14 protein-coding genes are annotated in these 17,476 nt (G+C 46.2%); 2 read left to right on the plus strand and 12 right to left on the minus strand.

Features of this window, described 5'->3' with window-relative positions; genetic code table 11:
• Window positions 1-10: 10 nt before the first annotated feature.
• The 8 genes from RUMAL_RS19990 to RUMAL_RS20025 all read right to left on the minus strand — a co-directional run bounded on the left by RUMAL_RS19990 (window position 11) and on the right by RUMAL_RS20025 (window position 8,167).
• A complete protein-coding gene (locus tag RUMAL_RS19990) occupies window positions 11-1,102 on the minus strand; it encodes a hypothetical protein (protein ID WP_013483892.1) in 1,092 nt (363 codons plus the stop codon).
• Window positions 1,103-1,135: 33 nt separating this feature from the next.
• Window positions 1,136-1,915, minus strand: a complete 780-nt coding sequence (locus tag RUMAL_RS19995) for a hypothetical protein (protein WP_013483893.1) — start codon at window positions 1,913-1,915, stop codon at window positions 1,136-1,138.
• Window positions 1,916-1,928: 13 nt separating this feature from the next.
• Window positions 1,929-2,918, minus strand: a complete 990-nt coding sequence (locus tag RUMAL_RS20000; protein WP_013483894.1) for a hypothetical protein — start codon at window positions 2,916-2,918, stop codon at window positions 1,929-1,931.
• Between the two features lie 20 nt (window positions 2,919-2,938).
• On the minus strand, window positions 2,939-3,952 hold the full coding sequence (locus tag RUMAL_RS20005) for a hypothetical protein (protein ID WP_013483895.1): 1,014 nt from the start codon (window positions 3,950-3,952) through the stop codon (window positions 2,939-2,941).
• 229 nt (window positions 3,953-4,181) lie between these two features.
• On the minus strand, window positions 4,182-5,273 hold the full coding sequence (locus tag RUMAL_RS20010) for a hypothetical protein (protein ID WP_013483896.1): 1,092 nt from the start codon (window positions 5,271-5,273) through the stop codon (window positions 4,182-4,184).
• Between the two features lie 140 nt (window positions 5,274-5,413).
• Window positions 5,414-6,082 (minus strand): ABC transporter permease, encoded by a 669-nt coding sequence (locus tag RUMAL_RS20015; RefSeq protein WP_013483897.1) that lies wholly within the window; start codon window positions 6,080-6,082, stop codon window positions 5,414-5,416.
• The gene (locus RUMAL_RS20020) at window positions 6,079-6,795 is read right to left on the minus strand and encodes an ABC transporter ATP-binding protein (RefSeq protein WP_013483898.1); all 717 of its coding nucleotides are present in this window, start codon (window positions 6,793-6,795) and stop codon (window positions 6,079-6,081) included. Before RUMAL_RS20020 ends, RUMAL_RS20015 begins: the two co-directional genes overlap by 4 nt.
• A complete protein-coding gene (locus RUMAL_RS20025) occupies window positions 6,779-8,167 on the minus strand; it encodes an efflux RND transporter periplasmic adaptor subunit (protein ID WP_013483899.1) in 1,389 nt (462 codons plus the stop codon). Before RUMAL_RS20025 ends, RUMAL_RS20020 begins: the two co-directional genes overlap by 17 nt.
• A 348-nt stretch (window positions 8,168-8,515) precedes the next feature.
• Here RUMAL_RS20025 and RUMAL_RS20030 point away from each other — a divergent pair, with 348 nt between their 5' ends.
• The gene (locus tag RUMAL_RS20030) at window positions 8,516-9,364 is read left to right on the plus strand and encodes a DUF6291 domain-containing protein (RefSeq protein ID WP_013483900.1); all 849 of its coding nucleotides are present in this window, start codon (window positions 8,516-8,518) and stop codon (window positions 9,362-9,364) included.
• Between the two features lie 462 nt (window positions 9,365-9,826).
• Here the strand turns inward: RUMAL_RS20030 and RUMAL_RS20035 are convergent, their stop codons facing one another.
• Window positions 9,827-11,632 (minus strand): ammonium transporter, encoded by a 1,806-nt coding sequence (locus tag RUMAL_RS20035; RefSeq protein WP_013483901.1) that lies wholly within the window; start codon window positions 11,630-11,632, stop codon window positions 9,827-9,829.
• A gap of 408 nt (window positions 11,633-12,040) precedes the next feature.
• Here RUMAL_RS20035 and purF point away from each other — a divergent pair, with 408 nt between their 5' ends.
• Window positions 12,041-13,483, plus strand: coding sequence for an amidophosphoribosyltransferase (gene purF, locus RUMAL_RS20040; protein ID WP_013483902.1), 1,443 nt, complete (start codon window positions 12,041-12,043; stop codon window positions 13,481-13,483).
• A 262-nt stretch (window positions 13,484-13,745) separates the two neighbouring features.
• Here the strand turns inward: purF and dnaJ are convergent, their stop codons facing one another.
• From dnaJ to grpE, 3 genes are all read right to left on the minus strand, one after another.
• On the minus strand, window positions 13,746-14,897 hold the full coding sequence (dnaJ, locus tag RUMAL_RS20045) for a molecular chaperone DnaJ (protein WP_013483903.1): 1,152 nt from the start codon (window positions 14,895-14,897) through the stop codon (window positions 13,746-13,748).
• A gap of 70 nt (window positions 14,898-14,967) precedes the next feature.
• A complete protein-coding gene (gene dnaK / locus RUMAL_RS20050; protein ID WP_013483904.1) occupies window positions 14,968-16,833 on the minus strand; it encodes a molecular chaperone DnaK in 1,866 nt (621 codons plus the stop codon).
• A gap of 71 nt (window positions 16,834-16,904) precedes the next feature.
• Window positions 16,905-17,465, minus strand: coding sequence for a nucleotide exchange factor GrpE (gene grpE / locus RUMAL_RS20055; RefSeq protein ID WP_013483905.1), 561 nt, complete (start codon window positions 17,463-17,465; stop codon window positions 16,905-16,907).
• Window positions 17,466-17,476: the final 11 nt, after the last annotated feature.

Raw genomic sequence — 17,476 nt, forward strand, 5'->3', positions numbered from 1 at the left:
CACCTCACAATCATGATGAAGAATTCTCACTATGAAATTCGCAATCAATAAAGTTAGATGCACTATTTGTTCCAATGTACTGTGTTTCGCCATCAACTTTATATAACTGTATTTGGTATCTGTTTATATCAGTGGAGTCAACCATTAATGTTACCATTTTCCAGTTTGCACGAGTAGCGTTCTTGATTATAGAACCCGTTTCAGCAGCTTCACCATTGCTGTCATAAAGAACAAATTCGTTTCCTGACAGCTCACTAAAGAAGAACTCGTTTATCTCAAATTTGGTTGAATCCCACATTATGTCTACCGTTCCGACACCGCTTCCGGTTAAAACATAATTATAAAAATCATAAGACACACTTGAACAATCATCTGACTCAACCAGTTCTCCTGTCCATGAAGCAGCTTCCGCTGTACTTTCAGCAGTTCCGAAATAGTTACTAAGAGTTGTATGTAAAGATGCAGGGGACGAAGGAACTGCCTCAACATAAATATAGAACTCAGGTTCGGTCTTTTCTTGTTCAGCATCATCAAGAATTATCTTGAATGAATCAGTAGAGCTTACCGTCCCTTTAAGAGCGCAATTGGTGGTAAACGTTGTACTATAATCTGACTCTGTAACAAGGTTGATGGCATCACCGAGACCAGTTGCATTCTCATCGTCTTTTATGAATTGGATGGAATAGGTTCTCTGCTCGTTAGTCCCTAATTTCAACTTAGAAATGTAGTCTGCTTTATCAGCCCCTGTGTACTCTGAAAGTTTTACAAAATCATTACCGTTTTTTATTGCTAAAGATGCATTCAAAGTATAGGTGATATTATCAGGATTTACTTCTAAGGCATTTTCCTGAGCAAAATTACAAACTGTAATAGTATATGCCGTTGAGGATAGTCGCTGAGAAGTTGCTGATGATTTCAAAGAATTAGATGAAAACATCACACTGTCTGCCGGTCTTGTGGAAACTACACGTTTTACAGAATTAACACCGGTATATGATGCAAAGACCACGAAAACACTTACAGCAAACAACGTACTAACAAGCCATACCAGTGCCCAATGCTTTTTCAGCCGTTTCTTAATGCTTTCAAAGTTTACTTTCATGATCTCATCCCTTTCTATAACTTGATTTCACTTTTATTCGGTGGTTCGGCTGGCTGTAATGTAAATGATGTCTGTTTCTTTATTATTTGATGCTGCATTCCATTTGGTAAAGTTCGTAGAGGAGCTTTCAGAAGCCCAACCTATTTCCAAAATATAAAAGTCGTGATTAACGTCCCGTGTTTCTAATTCCTGAACCTGTGAATATATTGGAACTGCATATATCTCAGGCTTATCATTTCCGTCATAAACAAGGTCATAAAAATCATCACCTTTTAGCCCAAGTATTCTTCCATAGTAATCCTCGTTATCCTCATCAGGATTCAAATCAACTAAATCTAAAGGTTCGGCTACCGTTTTTCCAGATTCAATGGTTCTTTTATAGTTTACGGTTTTATCTCCAACAGGTGATTCATAAGTAACAATATCCGTATCAGATGCCAATGCTTCTTCTGCTCTGTATAGAGTATATGTGAAAGGAATATTTGTAGTATGAGCAAGCTGAATATCGTAATATGTTTTTGAATTTCCTGTTATTACACCAAATACATAACATTGTGGTTTCCCCGTCTTCTGAATATTCTCCAGGTCGATGTTACTAAGCTCAAAATATTCAACAGTATCACCATCACCGGCACATAAGTCAAGGCTGGGTGGCTCTTGAACTTTCGTCATTGTTTCGATTTTACTTGTATATGAAAGCCACGCATAGACAGGTACTGCTACCATAAGAAAAAGGGTAGCAACAGCGGCAATGGCGGCTTGAATCTTCTGTGCAGTTGTAAGTTTATTGATAAATTCCTTCATTTGGTTCATCAAAGCCACCTCCTTATGATACGGAGACTGTCATCGACAATAATAGATAACGTACTCTCGCACCTATGATGTTATCAGCTTGATTGTATCTTCCTCCGTAATATAGGTAGTTACTGTTAATATCTGATATAGACACATTGTCAGCAGTTGTAATGCCTTTCATAAAGTATTGTGGATTATCTTCGATATAATCAAGAAAATCGCTATCATCACAAAATGGGTATGTAACTTCAACATCTTCATTAAGAACATCATCGTGTTCTGTGACGGTGTGCGTATTCAGCAGATCGCTAAAGTTGTTTACCCAAACCCAATAGATATTTACGGGGATTGTTGTATCTTTACCCGTGTACGTCTTATCTGAAAGAAGTCGGCTTAATGAAGTAGTATTCTTTATTAGTCCTGAGTATGTATCCGTAGCCAGATCATAATCTTCAAATAAAAGAATATGACCATTCAGATAATTGATGACATCAGCATCATTGGTTGAATCAAGCTGTACCATTGATGTTATATTATTCTCCGTTACGGGATTATAACCTATCAATTCAAATGAAAAGTCTAAATCAACCGAACTTACTCTCGGCGTAACATAGAAAGTTACATAACCTCTGCAATCAGGGTGAATACCGTCATCTTCAACGCCTGTAATTGAGTGATAGTTGCCTATATTCTGTTCCAGACCGTTGGAGTCAGTGCCGTTCATCTTCCATATGATTGCTGTATCATCGTGTACTAAATCAAGATAATCATCATATACACCATTATTTCCATTGGTAAGTACTGAGATCTCATATTCCGGACCCTTTATAGATACTTTCATACCGCTTGCCGAGTTTTCAGAATTATTTGTAAACCAAGCTATCGAGGAAAAAATCAGCATAATAGTGCTTAAAACAAGCATAGCTCCCATTTTTATAAGAGCTGCCTTTTGCATTTTCTTACGCTCCAACAATTCCTCAGAGGCAGAATCCGCAAGATTTATATTATTCTTTTCATTCATCTGCCCCACCTCGCTTATCATTACTCGGCATAAGTGCGAACGTTAAATCCGAAGTATTTTGTATTTTCAATAATCAGCTTATCGCCGTTATCGTAATAATCGCTTAGAATGTCATAGTCGGTCATTTCCGTTCCGTCGGGAATTGCTCCGATTTCTGCGGTACACAGGAACTCGTCAGGATTGTTCTTGATATATTCAAGCATTTCAGCCTGTTGGTCGCTGTTATCAAACAACGCTCCGTCAGCCTGAGTATTGACTAATTGCTCATAATATTCTGCCCATATCCAATAGACCTTTATCTTGTATTCTCCGCTGGCGTTCAGATCGTCCATGTGTTCGCTTGTGCGGTATATCATTTCGCCGTTTTCAATCAGACCGCTGTACTTTCCGTTGCAATTTTCCCTAAAGAAAAGGATATGACCGTTCAACAGCTCGTCAATATTGTCAAGACATTTACGTTCGGTAGTGTCAGAACAATCCACCTCTGACATCTTCACCAAGCTGCCGTCTGCAAGCTCCGTAACAGCAAACACATCATATGTAATATGAATAGAGAGGTCGGCATCTGCTTTCTTAGGCTTGATATAAAATGTGGTAGAGCCATAGGAGCCGGGGAGCGTGACCGATCTGCCGTCCTCCTGTTTCAGATACATAGCTGTGTTGCGGTTGAAAGCAGATGTTTTCAGGCTATCGGAATAACCGTTATCCTGCATAAACTTTGAGACTTCTTCATTGGTGTTCGCTTCAAAATCTTCATCAACACGCATTTCATAGTAGTCCGATCTCATAGGCATAAAGAAATCAGATATAGCTTCTTTCGGAGAAGTTATCTTACCGCCCGAATGTTTGACTGCGATTAGGTACATTGTGAATAATATCAAAAGGACTATGCTGATAAATGACATTAGAGGTGACAGCGAACCCTCCACCTCGATCAGCCGACTATCCTCGGCTTTATATTCCTCCGAAAACTCATAATCATCATCTGATATTTTCCTTGATTTGGTATGCCGAAAATGAGATTTTCTTTTCATACGCAATCGAACCTTTCACGATATTTTCTCAGGTCAAATTGCGATATAATTATTATACTACTTCACTATATATTATATCACAAAACGCCTTGTGTTTCAATAGTATAGGCGTAGATTTTACCCGATTTTCACTTATTCCTGTTATGAAGTAAACCCGCCGAGCATTAGCTGTCCGGCGGGTTAAGTATTCTATCAGAGTAGATCAGTTTTGTATTTAGCCTTGACAGCTTTACTTAAGACCGAATACGATCTCAACAGTCAATTCATCAAGATCAGAATAAATATTATCAGTATTACAGTTAGAGTCTTCGCCCTCAAACCAAATGTATACATCAATTTTTGCACCATCAGATGTTGTAGCCGGAAGAGTCGCAAGGCTTAAACCATCAGTAGTATTCGATGCAGTAGTTGCAGTCCAAGTGGATACAGCTGATGTTCCTGTCAAATCAAGTCCTGCTGTTCCAGTTGCCAACGATGCCGCTGCACTTGTTACTGCCTTTGTAGAAGTATCATATGCAGACGCTATAAAATAACTACTATCAGCACCAGCAACTGGAGCAAACGTCAATGCACTACCGCCAGTAGGCAACACAGCAACACGGAGAGTTTTATCTAAGTCGTGTGCAAGAGCATCTCCGTCTGTATTCTTATCCAGTCCGCTTACCTTTATTTCCTTTACATAAAGGGTATCATCACCATCGTTAGTCAAATCTGCATTGAGTGTTATTGCGTTAGAAGAAGACGACTTAACATAGTAAGTATACTTGATAAATGCTCCATCATCATTATCGCCTATTGCAGCCGCCGTACCATCTTTTTCCTTGTAGTAGATATTTGCTTCTGCATCCGTTCCAGCTGCCGCAGCAGTCGCCTGTATAAAATCAAGTTTTCCACTCGAAAGATTATTTCCACCAGCAGTAGTTGCTAAAGTGAAAATTTCATAACCAGCACTGCTAAGTTTATCACTTTTAGTATTAGCTGCGGTTCCTTTTGCCGATGCGTTAGCGGCAACGCTGTTAGCATGAGCCCATGTTGACATATCTGCACTGGACATAGGAATAAGTGTTGCACCAGCATTAGCTGTACTCTTAGCCTCTTCATCCCAATTGGTATCGCCCGAAGTTGCTACTTCATTGATAAGCAAGCCTTTCTCAGCCTTTGCCTTGACTTCCATACCTGTCACCTGAACTTCTTTGTTCATTGTGAACCATGCGAACGTACTTGTCGCCAGCATTGTAGCGGAGATCATGAGCATTCCGGCAGCGGGAATGAGCTTCTTCATAGGAGAGCTGCCCTTTGTATTCTTAGTATTAGCTTTCATAGTAATGTTCCTTTCATAAGAGGATTTTAGCCTTTGAGTGGTGGCTAATGACCTTTCCTTATATTCCTTGTTGGGGTTGTCATTTTTCGTGAAACGGCTCTATAACCAGTAAAAATGGTCATCTAAACCGTTAGAGCCTGTTAAGTCATTATATCCAGCTTGTTCTTCGTGGTGTTGATCTTCATCTCGCTCTTTTCAAGCTCGGTATACTCCATGATGCCCACTATCGTAAGGCTTATATTGGCATTCCTCTTCAATTCAAACTTTATGGTCTTTCCAAGTGCGTTATCTGTACTGCCGAAATACTGTTCGCAGAAGACATCCGAAACTATACAGGTATGTCTTTTGCCCTCATTATCAGCGTTATTCGGGGCACGTCCCTGTACTATCTGCTTTTTTAACTGGGGCGGATCGAAATAATCTCCCGATACGCCAAGCAGCACAGCTGAAAATGTCTCGCCGTTTTCATTGACTATATCAGCGGCATCATACAGATCGTTACAGCTGTAGGTAAGTTCACCCGGGTGCTGTGCTACAAGTCCCTGCACCTTTTCAAGGGTGAGGGTATCGTCATCGGTGTCGGGATACTTGCCCTCGTAATCATCCCTTATCTCGGGATAGATGGTGAGCTTTACGTCACCTAACTGGTCAAAGGTAGAACTCAGTGTTTTCGATATGGAATTACCTATGGTGGTGATGGTTATCACCGCGCTTATACCTATTATAATACCCAGCATGGTCAGGAATGATCTCAGCTTGTTTATCGCCAGAGAGGAGAACGCCATTTTTATGCTTTCAAGGAAGTTCACAACAGCACCTCCTTTTTATAATCGTCACCGACTATCCTGCCATCGCTTATGGTTATCATGCGCTGGCATTCGGCGGCAAGTTCCGGGCTGTGGGTTATGAGGACTATGGTCTTGCCCTCCTCCTCATGGAGTTTATGGAAAAGATCCATAACCATTCTGCCAGTCTTGGTATCAAGAGCGCCCGTAGGTTCGTCAGCGAGGATTATGGAAGGATCATTCGCCATAGCCCTTGCGATAGCTACACGCTGTTTCTGTCCGCCCGAAAGCCTTGCGGGGTCATGGGTGTATCTGTCGGACATACCCACAAGTTCTATGAGCTCCATAGCGCGTTCCGTTCGCTTCTTCTGGGATACGCCCGCATACATCATGGGCATCTCCACGTTTTTCAGGGCACTTATCTTAGGTATAAGATTAAAGTTCTGGAACACGAAGCCTATCTCCTTGTTCCTTATTCGTGAGAGCTGTTTATCATCCAGTGTCTTGGTAGAGGTCCCGTTCAGGTCATACTCGCCATCGGTCTGCCTGTCCAGAAGACCGATTATATTCATCAGCGTACTTTTGCCCGAACCCGAAGCCCCGACTATGGATACGAACTCGCCCTCGTAGATATCAAGTCCGATATCAAAAAGTATCTGCAGCTCGTTAGGCTCACCCACGTAGTACTTCTTGGTCACGGATTCCATGTGGATAACGGGGTCACTTTTTCTTTTCATTTACCTTTACCCTCGCTCCGTCCTCTACCTCGGGCAGATCACCGCCCTTGGGGTCTTCGATGATAAGGTCACCGCTTTTGACCTCGCCGCTCTTGACCTCAACATAGAAGTCACTCTCAGCGCCTTTAACGACCTTTTTCTTTCTGGCGATATAGCCGCCCTCTTCGTCATCGGCAGGCTCGGCTACAAATACGTAATCACCGCCATCCTCCTCGATTATACCGGAATAAGGCACACTGAGCTTTTCACCTACTTCCTCTATAGTGATATCTACCGAAGCCGTCATACCGATGAGCAGGCTGTCGTTGGTCTCATCGAGTGTGACCTCGACTTTATAGCCTGATGAAGAACCTTCGGCTGAAACATCGGTGGAAACCACGTTTACTATACGTGTTATGGAAGCCGCAAACTCCTCACCGGGAAGCACCTTGGAGGTCACCTTGGCTTTCATTCCCTCGGCTATCTTTGTGATATCCGTTTCCTTGACTGTCAGTTCTATGACGGTCTTATCGGTATTGACAATGGTCATCAGTGAAGGTGATGAGGGTACACTGCCCTCATTTACATTAAGGGCGGTGATTATGCCCGACTGTGGAGCATACACCTTGCACTGCTCGATCTGCTCTGCAAGCTTATCAAGGGTCTTCTGATCGTCGCTGCCGATGTCGAAGGCTTCACCGTCGATAACGTCCTGCAATTTCTGGATAGTGTCGTTCCACTGAGATTCGGTATCATTGTAGCCGTCTTTTGCTGTGGTCACAGCGTCATCAAGATCGGAAAGTCCTGCTTCAAGCTGTTTGAGGGAAGCAAATACACCTGTGTAATCGTAGTTGGGGTCATTATTGTTCACAGCGTTATTGTACTCGCCGCAGAGGCTGTTGTACTTTTCATAAGCATCGTCACGGACTTCCTCTGCCTTATCTATAACGCGCTGTGCCCTTGCAAGAGCCGCCTCTTTCTTAGTCTTTGCAGCTTCGAGATCACGCTGGTTCTTGCTGCTGTCGGATTTCTCCTTCTTATCGGAATTATCCATTTTCTTTTTCAAGGTATCATATTCCTCCTGAAGTTCGGTGGGATCGAACTCGCACAGCAGGTCGCCCTCCTTGACCATATCACCAAGGCTGACCTTTACCTCACTGACGGGGCAGGTAAGCTTTGTGGTAACGTCAACAGTGCCGTTGCCGATGACATTTCCCGTAGTGGATATCACCTTTGAAAGGTCGTTCTCCCCCGCGGGTATAGCGGAATACTTTGAGTTAGCCATCATGCTTTCCTTAGCAGCCGATGACAATGTGTTACAGGCAAACAGTCCGCCGCCTGCCAGCAGTGCTATCACTGTCGGAATTATGATAGCTTTTTTCTTTACAGCCATTAAAATGCCTCCTTCTTTTTTTAAGATCTCCCGCAAAAGACCAAGCTCTCTCTGCCAATATTTGTCATTTTGCAGGACATCTTTTGTTCACAAAACTCTATTCTTTCTGCACAATTTTGGTGGTGCAGTTTTGTGCAAACATATGTTTTTACATTTATTTTAGACATATTTCTGAAACAGTTGTACAAAAACGTACAACTTTTTGACCCTTTTAGGGTGATAGTGAAAGGGTATGCAAACGCATACGTTCACATCAACATGGAAATATGCGGTATGAAAAAAATGCAGATAAAAACTGTCACGCTTTTCATGCAGCACATATCAGGACTATCAACAGGAGGTATCATTATGAACCAGATCAACAACACAAGCAAGAGTTTTATGATGTACAAGGAGTGGGAGGAGACCTTTCTCGCACTGGAAAGCGATGCCGAAAGAGGCGAACTACTGAGAGCGCTGTTTGTTTTTGCACGCACAGGAGATATCCCCGAATTCAAGGGCGGGCTGAAGATAGCTTTTCTGCAGATGAGCAATCAGCTTCGCCGCGATGCGGAAAAGTACGAGAAAAAATGCGAGCGCAATCGTGCGAATGCCAACAAGCGCTGGGGCAACAACAATAATGCGGTCGCATCCGAAAGCATACCAAAGGATGCCGTTTATGCCGATAAAGATAAAGAAGAAGAAAAAGATAAAGAAAAAGATAAAGATAAATATAAAGATGAGGATGAGGATAAAGATAAAGATAAAGACGAAGAGCGTCCTGCTGTGCAGGGACCCGTTAATGATCTGACTTCGTCAGATCCCCCCGCCCCCATCAGAAATAAATACGGTGAATTTGGTAATATCTTATTATCCAATGAAGAACGTGAGCAGCTGATAAAGCGCTTCGGTATGCATCTTACAGACGTATGCATCGAACGCATGGATTCCTACATGGAGCAGACCGGCAAGTGCTACAACAACTGCTATGCCAAGCTGAAAAACTGGATATCCGAGGAACATGAAAAAGTCAGGCATAAGCGCACCAACGGCTCTGAAAAGGAGCACACTTACTTCACCGACAAGGAGCTGGAAGATTATGAACACTATGCACGCACACAGGCTTCAGATGACTTTGCCAAAGAGCTCGAAGCCCTTGTCCGCGCCCAGGAAGCTCGTGAAAAAAATAATAAAAGTCTTTTATCAAATATATTATAAGCTATTGATAATATTATAACATTCACAAAATACTTCGTCAAGATTGATGATGTGGGCTATACAAAATTCGACAGAATGCACAATTGAAAAAGTTTATCCCCCCACCCATTAACCTCAAAATGACCCTAGCGCGGGTACGCAACACGTTACTAACATAGTGTGTACGGGCAGTTTGTTTCTCGGTGTCCGTTGTATGCTATGTTGAAACAGTAGTTTTCTCGCGCGGGTACGCAACACGTAACCAACACAGTGTATATGGGCAGTTCGTTTCTCGGTGTCCGTTGTAAGCTATTTTGGAACAACAGTCCCCTAGTGCGGGCACGCAACACGTCACATACAGCGTTAGTATGGTAATACAATCCCCTGCAGCCGATGCCCAAAAAGCAACGCGCGCTGCCGATAATGACAACGCGCGTTTCTTTGTTATTTTACAGTACAGAGGTCTGTATGGTATAAAGCGGTTTAATCTTCATCAAAGTTCTGCAGTGCATCGTAGCCCTGTTCGCCTGTACGCACCTTGATGACGTTCTCTATTGGATAGATGAACAGCTTGCCGTCGCCGTAGTTGCCTGTATACAGGGCGCTTCTTGCTGCATCAATCACCTTGCTAACAGGTACTGCGCATACAACTATCTCAGCCTTTACCTTAGGCAGCAGGTTCATCTCGATAGAAGTACCTCTGTAGTAATGGCGCTGACCGTTCTGCATACCGCAGCCGATAACGTGGGTAACGGTAATACCTGTTACGTCGATAGCTTCCATAGCCTGTATAAGTGCCTGGAGCTTCTGCTCCTTGAATACGATGACAACCTTGGTCATCCTGGGGTGACCGTCAGAGGTGGGTGCTACATAGCTTTCTACCTCTACTGCCTTTTCTACGGGCACCTTCAGTGCAGGCACCTGACCTTCCACCTTCTTCACGCTCTTAGCGTCGTCCTTGGTGTAGCCGTATACGGATGCATCGTTCATGGAAGGAGCGAAGTCTGCATAGGAGGATACCAGACCATGCTCGGTGATATCCATACCGATGATCTCTTCCTGCTCGGAGGCTCTGAGACCCAGTGTTTTCTTGATGATGAGGAATGTGATAGATATAGCCACTGCTGCCCATGCTGCGACTGCTGCAAAGCCTATGAGCTGAAGTCCCAGCTGCTCGAAGCCGCCGCCGTAGAACAGACCCTCAGCCTTGATGCCGCCGCATTCAAGCTGGATAGCGTATCCGGGAGAAGTCTTTGTAGCGAACAGACCTACAGCGATCGTGCCCCAGATACCGTTCATCATGTGAACTGCCACCGCACCAACGGGGTCATCAATGTGGAGCTTATAATCAAGGAACCATACGCCGAAGCATACCAGGAAGCCTGATACGATGCCGACGAGGACAGCGCCTAAGCAGTCCATTACATCACAGCCTGCGGTGATGCCTACAAGACCTGCCAGTGAACCGTTGAGGCACATGGAAACATCGGGCTTGCCGTATTTCAGCCATGTGAATACCATACAGGTAACTGTTGCGATAGCGGGTGCTACTGTTGTGGTGAGGAATATGGAATCGAGCTGTCCGACTGTGGAAGCTGCTGCAGGGTTGAAGCCGTACCAGCCGAACCAGAGGATGAACACGCCCAGTGCGCCGATAGTAAGGTTATGACCGGGGATAGCGTTTACCTTGATATCTCCGTCCTTGGTCTTTACGAACTTGCCGATACGGGGACCGACGAACTTAGCGCCGATGAGGGCACAGACACCGCCAACCATGTGAATTGCACATGAACCCGAAAGATCGTGGAATCCCATCTGAGCCAGCCAGCCACCGCCCCATATCCAGTGAGCTTCAACGGGGTATATGAATGCGCTGATGATACCTGAGTATACACAGTACGAAAGGAACTTTGTACGCTCAGCCATAGCGCCTGAAACGATAGTCGCGGTAGTTGCGCAGAACACAAGGTTGAAAACGAACTGATCCCACGCGAAATTTTCGTAGCTTGTGAAGATATCGAATCCGGGCTTGCCTATAAGACCTGCAGCGTCCTCACCGAGGAGAAGCCCGAAGCCTATGGCGATGAATGCCACTGTACCGATGCAGAAGTCCATAAGGTTCTTCATAATGATATTGCCCGCGTTCTTTGCCCTGGTGAAGCCTGTTTCCACCATAGCGAAGCCTGCCTGCATAAAGAATACCAGCGCAACAGCTATCATGAACCATACGCCGAATACAGTCTTATCGGAAGCCTGTGTGACTTCCTGTACAATTTCCTGTACGTCCATTAGTATTACCTCCCAAATGAAAAGGTGCGCAAGTCAGATAAAGACTCACGCACCTCATTGTGCAAAATATTCTTTTCAAGCGCTTGTGTCAGCAACCCCATTGACGGTCTGCAAATACAAAAGGCTGCAAAGCTTTTACACCTTGCAGCCCCGTTGCTGTTCATGTGTCATATCATACACCAAGTTCTGCCATTTGTCAACCCCAATTTTACGACTTTGGCATATTTTGCCTATTGAAGTTTTCCTATGCGAATAATTTATGTTGAACTGCAACAAGATTTTCACCAGACGTTGACTTTTGCCCCTGAAAGTGGTATCATTGTACTGTAATATGATATACAGGACGATGACGTTCACGACAGGCTATGGTCTGCTGTGGGCGTTTTATTTTTTTACGGAGGGATCATCATGGGCGGTCTGCATGAGGAATGCGGCATAATAGGTATATTCGGGAAAGAACATCAGCCGTTGGCGGAAACGGTGTACTACGGGCTGTATGCCCTTCAGCACCGCGGTCAGGAGGGCTGCGGCATAGCTGTATGCGATGACGGTGTGATAACAGCCCACAAGGACACAGGTCTTGTGGGAGAGGTATTCGATCACAGGAGCCTTGCTGAACTCCCCTGCGGCACTATGGCGATAGGTCATGTAAGGTACTCCACCACAGGGGGCAACGAGCGCAGGAACTGTCAGCCGATAGTAGTCAATCATCAGAAGGGGCGCATGGCGATAGCACACAACGGCAATCTTTCAAATGCGGCAGAACTGAGATCTGCACTGGAGCTTACAGGTGCCATATTCCACACCACATCGGACACTGAGACCATAGCTTACGAGATAACCAAGATGCGGCTTAAAAAGCCTTCCATAGAGGATGCTGTGCTGGGGACTATGGATATAATAGACGGTGCATACTCACTGGTGGTAATGTCACCTACCAAGCTGATAGCAGTGCGCGATCCCTACGGATACCGTCCCCTTTGCTACGGTACCATGCCTGACGGCGGTTATGCGGTGGCCTCCGAAAGCTGTGCGCTGACTGCCATCGGTGCTGAGTTTGTCAGGGATATAGAGCCGGGAGAGATGCTGATATTCTCAAATGACGGTATGCGTTCGGACAGATCGCACTGCGGCATCAAGCCAAAGCAGACCTGCATATTGGAGTACATATACTTCGCAAGACCCGATTCGGAGATAGACGGTGTGAGCGTGCACAACGCAAGACTAAGGGCAGGGCGGATACTGGCTGAGGAAAGTCCTGCGGATGCGGATATAGTTATAGGCGTGCCTGATTCGGGGCTTGATGCGGCACTGGGATTCTCACAGGCATCGGGCATACCCTACGGCATAGGGCTGATAAAGAACAAGTACATAGGGCGAACCTTCATAGCGCCTACGCAGTCAACAAGGACGGACAAGGTGCGCATAAAGCTGGCAGCAGTCAGCGATACGGTCAAGGGCAAGCGTGTGGTACTGGTGGATGACTCAATAGTTCGCGGCACCACGGGCGGACGAATAGTAGTGCTGCTGCGTGAGGCAGGGGCTAAGGAGATACATTTCCGTGTAAGTGCGCCTCCCTTCCTGCACCCTTGTTATTACGGCACTGATATAGACTCGGAGAAGGGTCTGATAGCAGATCATCACACACCCGAGGAGATAGCAGCCATGATGGGTGCAGACAGTCTGGGATATCTGCCTGTGGAAAGAGTAGACGAACTCAACTGCGGCGCAGGCTGCTGCAAGGCTTGCTTCAACGGAGAATACGGCACAGCCATCCCCAAAGGCGCACACAAGGACAGGTATGAGATGAAGATATCCCTGACACGGGATGCCAATTCGCAGCTTACATAGTGATGATGATATGTTTGCTTCTCGACAGCCTTTGTCAGCTATGACAAAAGATGCCGGCACTGGCGAAGTGACCTGTCAGCCAAAACAAAAGATACAGCAAAAACGCAGCTGCACCGGAATGTGCGGCTGCGTTTTATTTTCATTATACATACAAGACCGGCTTATCTGACGATCGGTAGGTTCATTAATGTATGTCCTAATACCCTCAAAGGCTGCCGAGAAACAAACTGCCCGTCACATCAATAAACGTAACGTGCCGGACCTACTTGAAGATGTCCTTCAGCTTGTCCAGCTTCTCCTTGAAGATGTTCTTCTTGGCATAGTTCTTCTCATTGAGGGAACGCTCGAACTCGCGGAGTTTTTCCTTCTGCTCACGGGTAAGATTGCGTGGAACCTCAACATTGATACGCACATAATGATCGCCGTGATCGTTGCGGTTAAGCTTTTTGATACCCTTACCCTTCAGCCTGAATACAGTGTTGTTCTGTGTACCCTCGGGGACTGTGTACTTCACCTTGCCGCATACCGTCGGTACGGTTATCTCATCGCCCAGTGTTGCCTGTGCGTAGGTTATGGGTATGTCTGTCCATACATCAAAGCCGTCACGCTCGAATATAGGATCGGGACGTACTGTGATATTGATATGCAGATCGCCGCTGGGTCCGCCGTTGGTACCGCGGTGTCCCTCACCTGCAACTCTCAGTGTCTGACCGTCGTCGATACCTGCAGGTATGTCGATATCCCTCTCGACACTCTTCTTTACCATACCCTGACCGCCGCAGGTCTTGCAGGGGTTATCAACTACCCTGCCCTTGCCGCCGCATCGCGAACAGGTGGTAGTCTGAGATATATTACCGAAAGGTGTTCTCTGGCTTATCCTTACACTACCGGTACCATGACAGTCGGGACAGGTCTTGGGTGAAGAACCTGCTGCCGCACCTGTGCCGTTACAGTCGGGACAGGTCTCGTTCCTTGCATACTTCATCTTCACTTTCTTGCCTGTGCAGGCTTCCATGAAGTCGATAGTAAGGTTTGCACGGATATCAGCACCGCGTCTTGGTGCGTTGGGGTTGGCTGAACGTCCGCCGCCGCCGAAACCGAATCCTCCGAATATGGAATCGAAGATATCGCCCATATCGCTGAATCCGCCGAAGCCGCCTGCACCTGCACCGCCGCCGTAATTGGGGTCAACGCCTGCATGGCCGAACTGATCGTATCTCGACCTCTTGTCAGGGTCGGAGAGGACTTCATAAGCCTCATTTATCTCCTTGAATTTCTCCTCTGCTTCCTTATCTCCCGGGTGAAGATCGGGGTGATACTGCTTGGCAAGCTTACGGAATGCTTTTTTCAGCTCGTCCTCCGAAGCACCTTTCTGCACACCGAGGACTTCATAGTAATCTCTTTTATCTGCCATATATATCGCTCCTATATCGGTATAGCCCCCGTCCCGCATACGGAACGGAGGCTGCCGTTATCATATCGAATTAGTCTGCGTCAGTGAACTCAGCGTCGATAACGTCATCGCCGCCCTTGTCGCTGTTGTCAGCCGCACCTGCAGCTGCGCCGCCCATGTTCATATTGTTGGGGTCGAAGCCCTGTGCGCCGCCCTGTGCGCCTGCCTGCTGGTATACCTTGGTAGCTATACCCTCGAAGGTCTTCTGCAGTTCCTCGGTCTTAGCCTTGATATCAGCAGAATCTGTACCCTTCAGAGCTTCCTTCAGAGCAGCGATCTTAGCCTCGCAGTCGCTCTTGTCAGCAGCATCTACCTTATCACCGAAGTCGTTCAGAGCCTTTTCAGCCTGGAATGCGAGCTGGTCGCCGTTGTTTCTGATGTCAACTTCTTCCTTCTTCTTAGCGTCCTCAGCTGCGAAAGCTTCTGCTTCCTTAACAGCCTTGTCGATGTCTTCCTTGGACATATTTGTGGAAGAAGTGATCGTGATGTTCTGCTCCTTGCCTGTGCCAAGATCCTTAGCGGATACGTGAACGATACCGTTAGCATCGATATCGAATGTTACTTCGATCTGAGGTATACCTCTGGGAGCAGGAGCGATGCCGTCAAGACGGAACATACCCAGCTGCTTGTTATCTCTTGCGAACTCTCTCTCACCCTGGAGAACGTTGATATCAACAGCGCTCTGGTTATCAGCAGCGGTGGAGAAGATCTGGCTCTTCTTGGTAGGTATAGTTGTATTTCTCTCGATGATCTTGGTGCAAACGCCGCCCATGGTCTCAAGACCGAGGGACAGAGGAGTTACGTCCAGCAGCAGCAGACCGTCCTTAACGTCGCCGCCGAGAACGCCGCCCTGATATGCAGCACCGAGAGCTACGCACTCATCGGGGTTGATGCCCTTGAAAGGCTCCTTGCCGATGAATCTCTTAACAGCTTCCTGAACTGCGGGGATTCTTGAAGAACCGCCGACCATCAGTACCTTCTGAAGATCGCCTGCGGAGAGACCGGAGTCGGAGAGTGCCTGTCTTACAGGACCCATTGTGGACTCGACCAGATCAGCAGTCATCTCGTTGAACTTAGCCTGAGTAAGTGTCATTTCCAGGTGCTTGGGACCTGTGGAATCAGCAGTGATGAAAGGCAGAGAAATTGTGGAAGAAGGAGTAGAAGACAGCTCGATCTTAGCCTTCTCAGCAGCTTCCTTCAGTCTCTGCATAGCCAGCTTGTCAGCTGTGAGGTCAACGCCCTCAGCAGTCTTGAACTCAGCTACCATCCAGTCGATGATCCTCTGGTCGAAGTCATCGCCGCCCAGCTTGTTGTTACCTGCTGTTGCAAGAACTTCTGTAACGCCGTCGCCCATTTCGATGATAGATACATCGAAGGTACCGCCGCCCAGGTCGTATACCATTACCTTCTGATCCTCTTCCTTATCGATACCGTAAGAAAGTGCAGCAGCGGTAGGCTCGTTGATGATTCTCTTAACAGTCAGACCTGCGATCTGACCTGCATCCTTTGTTGCCTGTCTCTGAGCATCGGTGAAGTAAGCGGGGACTGTGATAACAGCCTCAGTTACCTTTTCACCCAGATAAGCCTCAGCGTCAGCCTTCAGCTTCTGGAGTATCATAGCGGAGATCTCCTGAGGAGTATACTCCTTGCCGCCCATGCTTGCCTTATAGTCAGAACCCATGTGTCTCTTGATAGAGATAACGGTGTTCTCATAGTTTGTTACTGCCTGTCTCTTAGCTACCTGACCTACAAGTCTGTCGCCTGTCTTGGAAAGACCTACAACGGAAGGAGTAGTTCTTGCACCCTCACTGTTGGGGATTACTACTGCTTCGCCGCCTTCCATAACTGCTACACATGAGTTTGTTGTACCAAGGTCTATACCAATAATCTTTGCCATAAAATATCATCCTTTCAGTTCATATGAAGTTCAAGTGATCTTAACTTGTTATTGACGTTTATAATATCCTGCTACGGATTAGCTACGACTACCATCGCATATCTGATGACCTTATCGCCTATCCTGTAGCCCTTCTGGAATACCTGAGCCACAACGTTCTCGCCAAGCTCGGGGTCTTCTATCTGGTTAACTGCATTTGCAATATTGGGGTCGAATACCTCGCCTACGGGGTCTATAGCTTCGATGCCAAGCTTTGCCATCGCATCGGTGAACTGCTTGAATATCATCTCTATGCCCTGCTTGTAGGCTTCGTCCTGAGTTTCGGTACCCAGTGCTCTTTCAAAATTATCCAGCACAGGGAGTATGTCAGCCACCGTATCAGCCTTTACCGAAGCTGATATATCCAGTCTTTCCTTAGCAGAACGCTTACGGAAGTTATCGTACTCAGCCATGAGCCTGAGGTACTTGTCCTTAGTATCGGCAAGTTCTGCTTTCAGCTTATCCTCCTCGCTCTGCTCAGTGCTTTCGTTATTCTCCTCATTCTCCGTTTCCTCAGGAGTATCAGCTGTATCCTCAGCCTCTTCCGTCAGTTCCTCTTCCAGCTCTTCCTTTATTTCTTCATCAAAAGCCAAATCCAGCGCCT

It is taken from the genome of Ruminococcus albus 7 = DSM 20455, assembly GCF_000179635.2.
GTDB lineage: Bacteria > Bacillota > Clostridia > Oscillospirales > Ruminococcaceae > Hominimerdicola > Hominimerdicola alba.

What these genes read in the sequence shown, in the direction of transcription:
- RUMAL_RS19995 (WP_013483893.1), bottom strand. Translation starts at nt 1,915, where the DNA reads ATGAACCAAATGAAGGAATTTATCAATAAACTTACAACTGCACAGAAG.
- RUMAL_RS20035 (WP_013483901.1), bottom strand. Translation starts at nt 11,632, where the DNA reads ATGGACGTACAGGAAATTGTACAGGAAGTCACACAGGCTTCCGATAAG.
- purF (WP_013483902.1), top strand. Translation starts at nt 12,041, where the DNA reads ATGGGCGGTCTGCATGAGGAATGCGGCATAATAGGTATATTCGGGAAA.
- RUMAL_RS19990 (WP_013483892.1), bottom strand. Translation starts at nt 1,102, where the DNA reads ATGAAAGTAAACTTTGAAAGCATTAAGAAACGGCTGAAAAAGCATTGG.
- RUMAL_RS20010 (WP_013483896.1), bottom strand. Translation starts at nt 5,273, where the DNA reads ATGAAAGCTAATACTAAGAATACAAAGGGCAGCTCTCCTATGAAGAAG.
- RUMAL_RS20030 (WP_013483900.1), top strand. Translation starts at nt 8,516, where the DNA reads ATGAACCAGATCAACAACACAAGCAAGAGTTTTATGATGTACAAGGAG.
- RUMAL_RS20005 (WP_013483895.1), bottom strand. Translation starts at nt 3,952, where the DNA reads ATGAAAAGAAAATCTCATTTTCGGCATACCAAATCAAGGAAAATATCA.
- RUMAL_RS20020 (WP_013483898.1), bottom strand. Translation starts at nt 6,795, where the DNA reads ATGAAAAGAAAAAGTGACCCCGTTATCCACATGGAATCCGTGACCAAG.
- RUMAL_RS20025 (WP_013483899.1), bottom strand. Translation starts at nt 8,167, where the DNA reads ATGGCTGTAAAGAAAAAAGCTATCATAATTCCGACAGTGATAGCACTG.
- dnaK (WP_013483904.1), bottom strand. Translation starts at nt 16,833, where the DNA reads ATGGCAAAGATTATTGGTATAGACCTTGGTACAACAAACTCATGTGTA.
- dnaJ (WP_013483903.1), bottom strand. Translation starts at nt 14,897, where the DNA reads ATGGCAGATAAAAGAGATTACTATGAAGTCCTCGGTGTGCAGAAAGGT.
- RUMAL_RS20000 (WP_013483894.1), bottom strand. Translation starts at nt 2,918, where the DNA reads ATGAATGAAAAGAATAATATAAATCTTGCGGATTCTGCCTCTGAGGAA.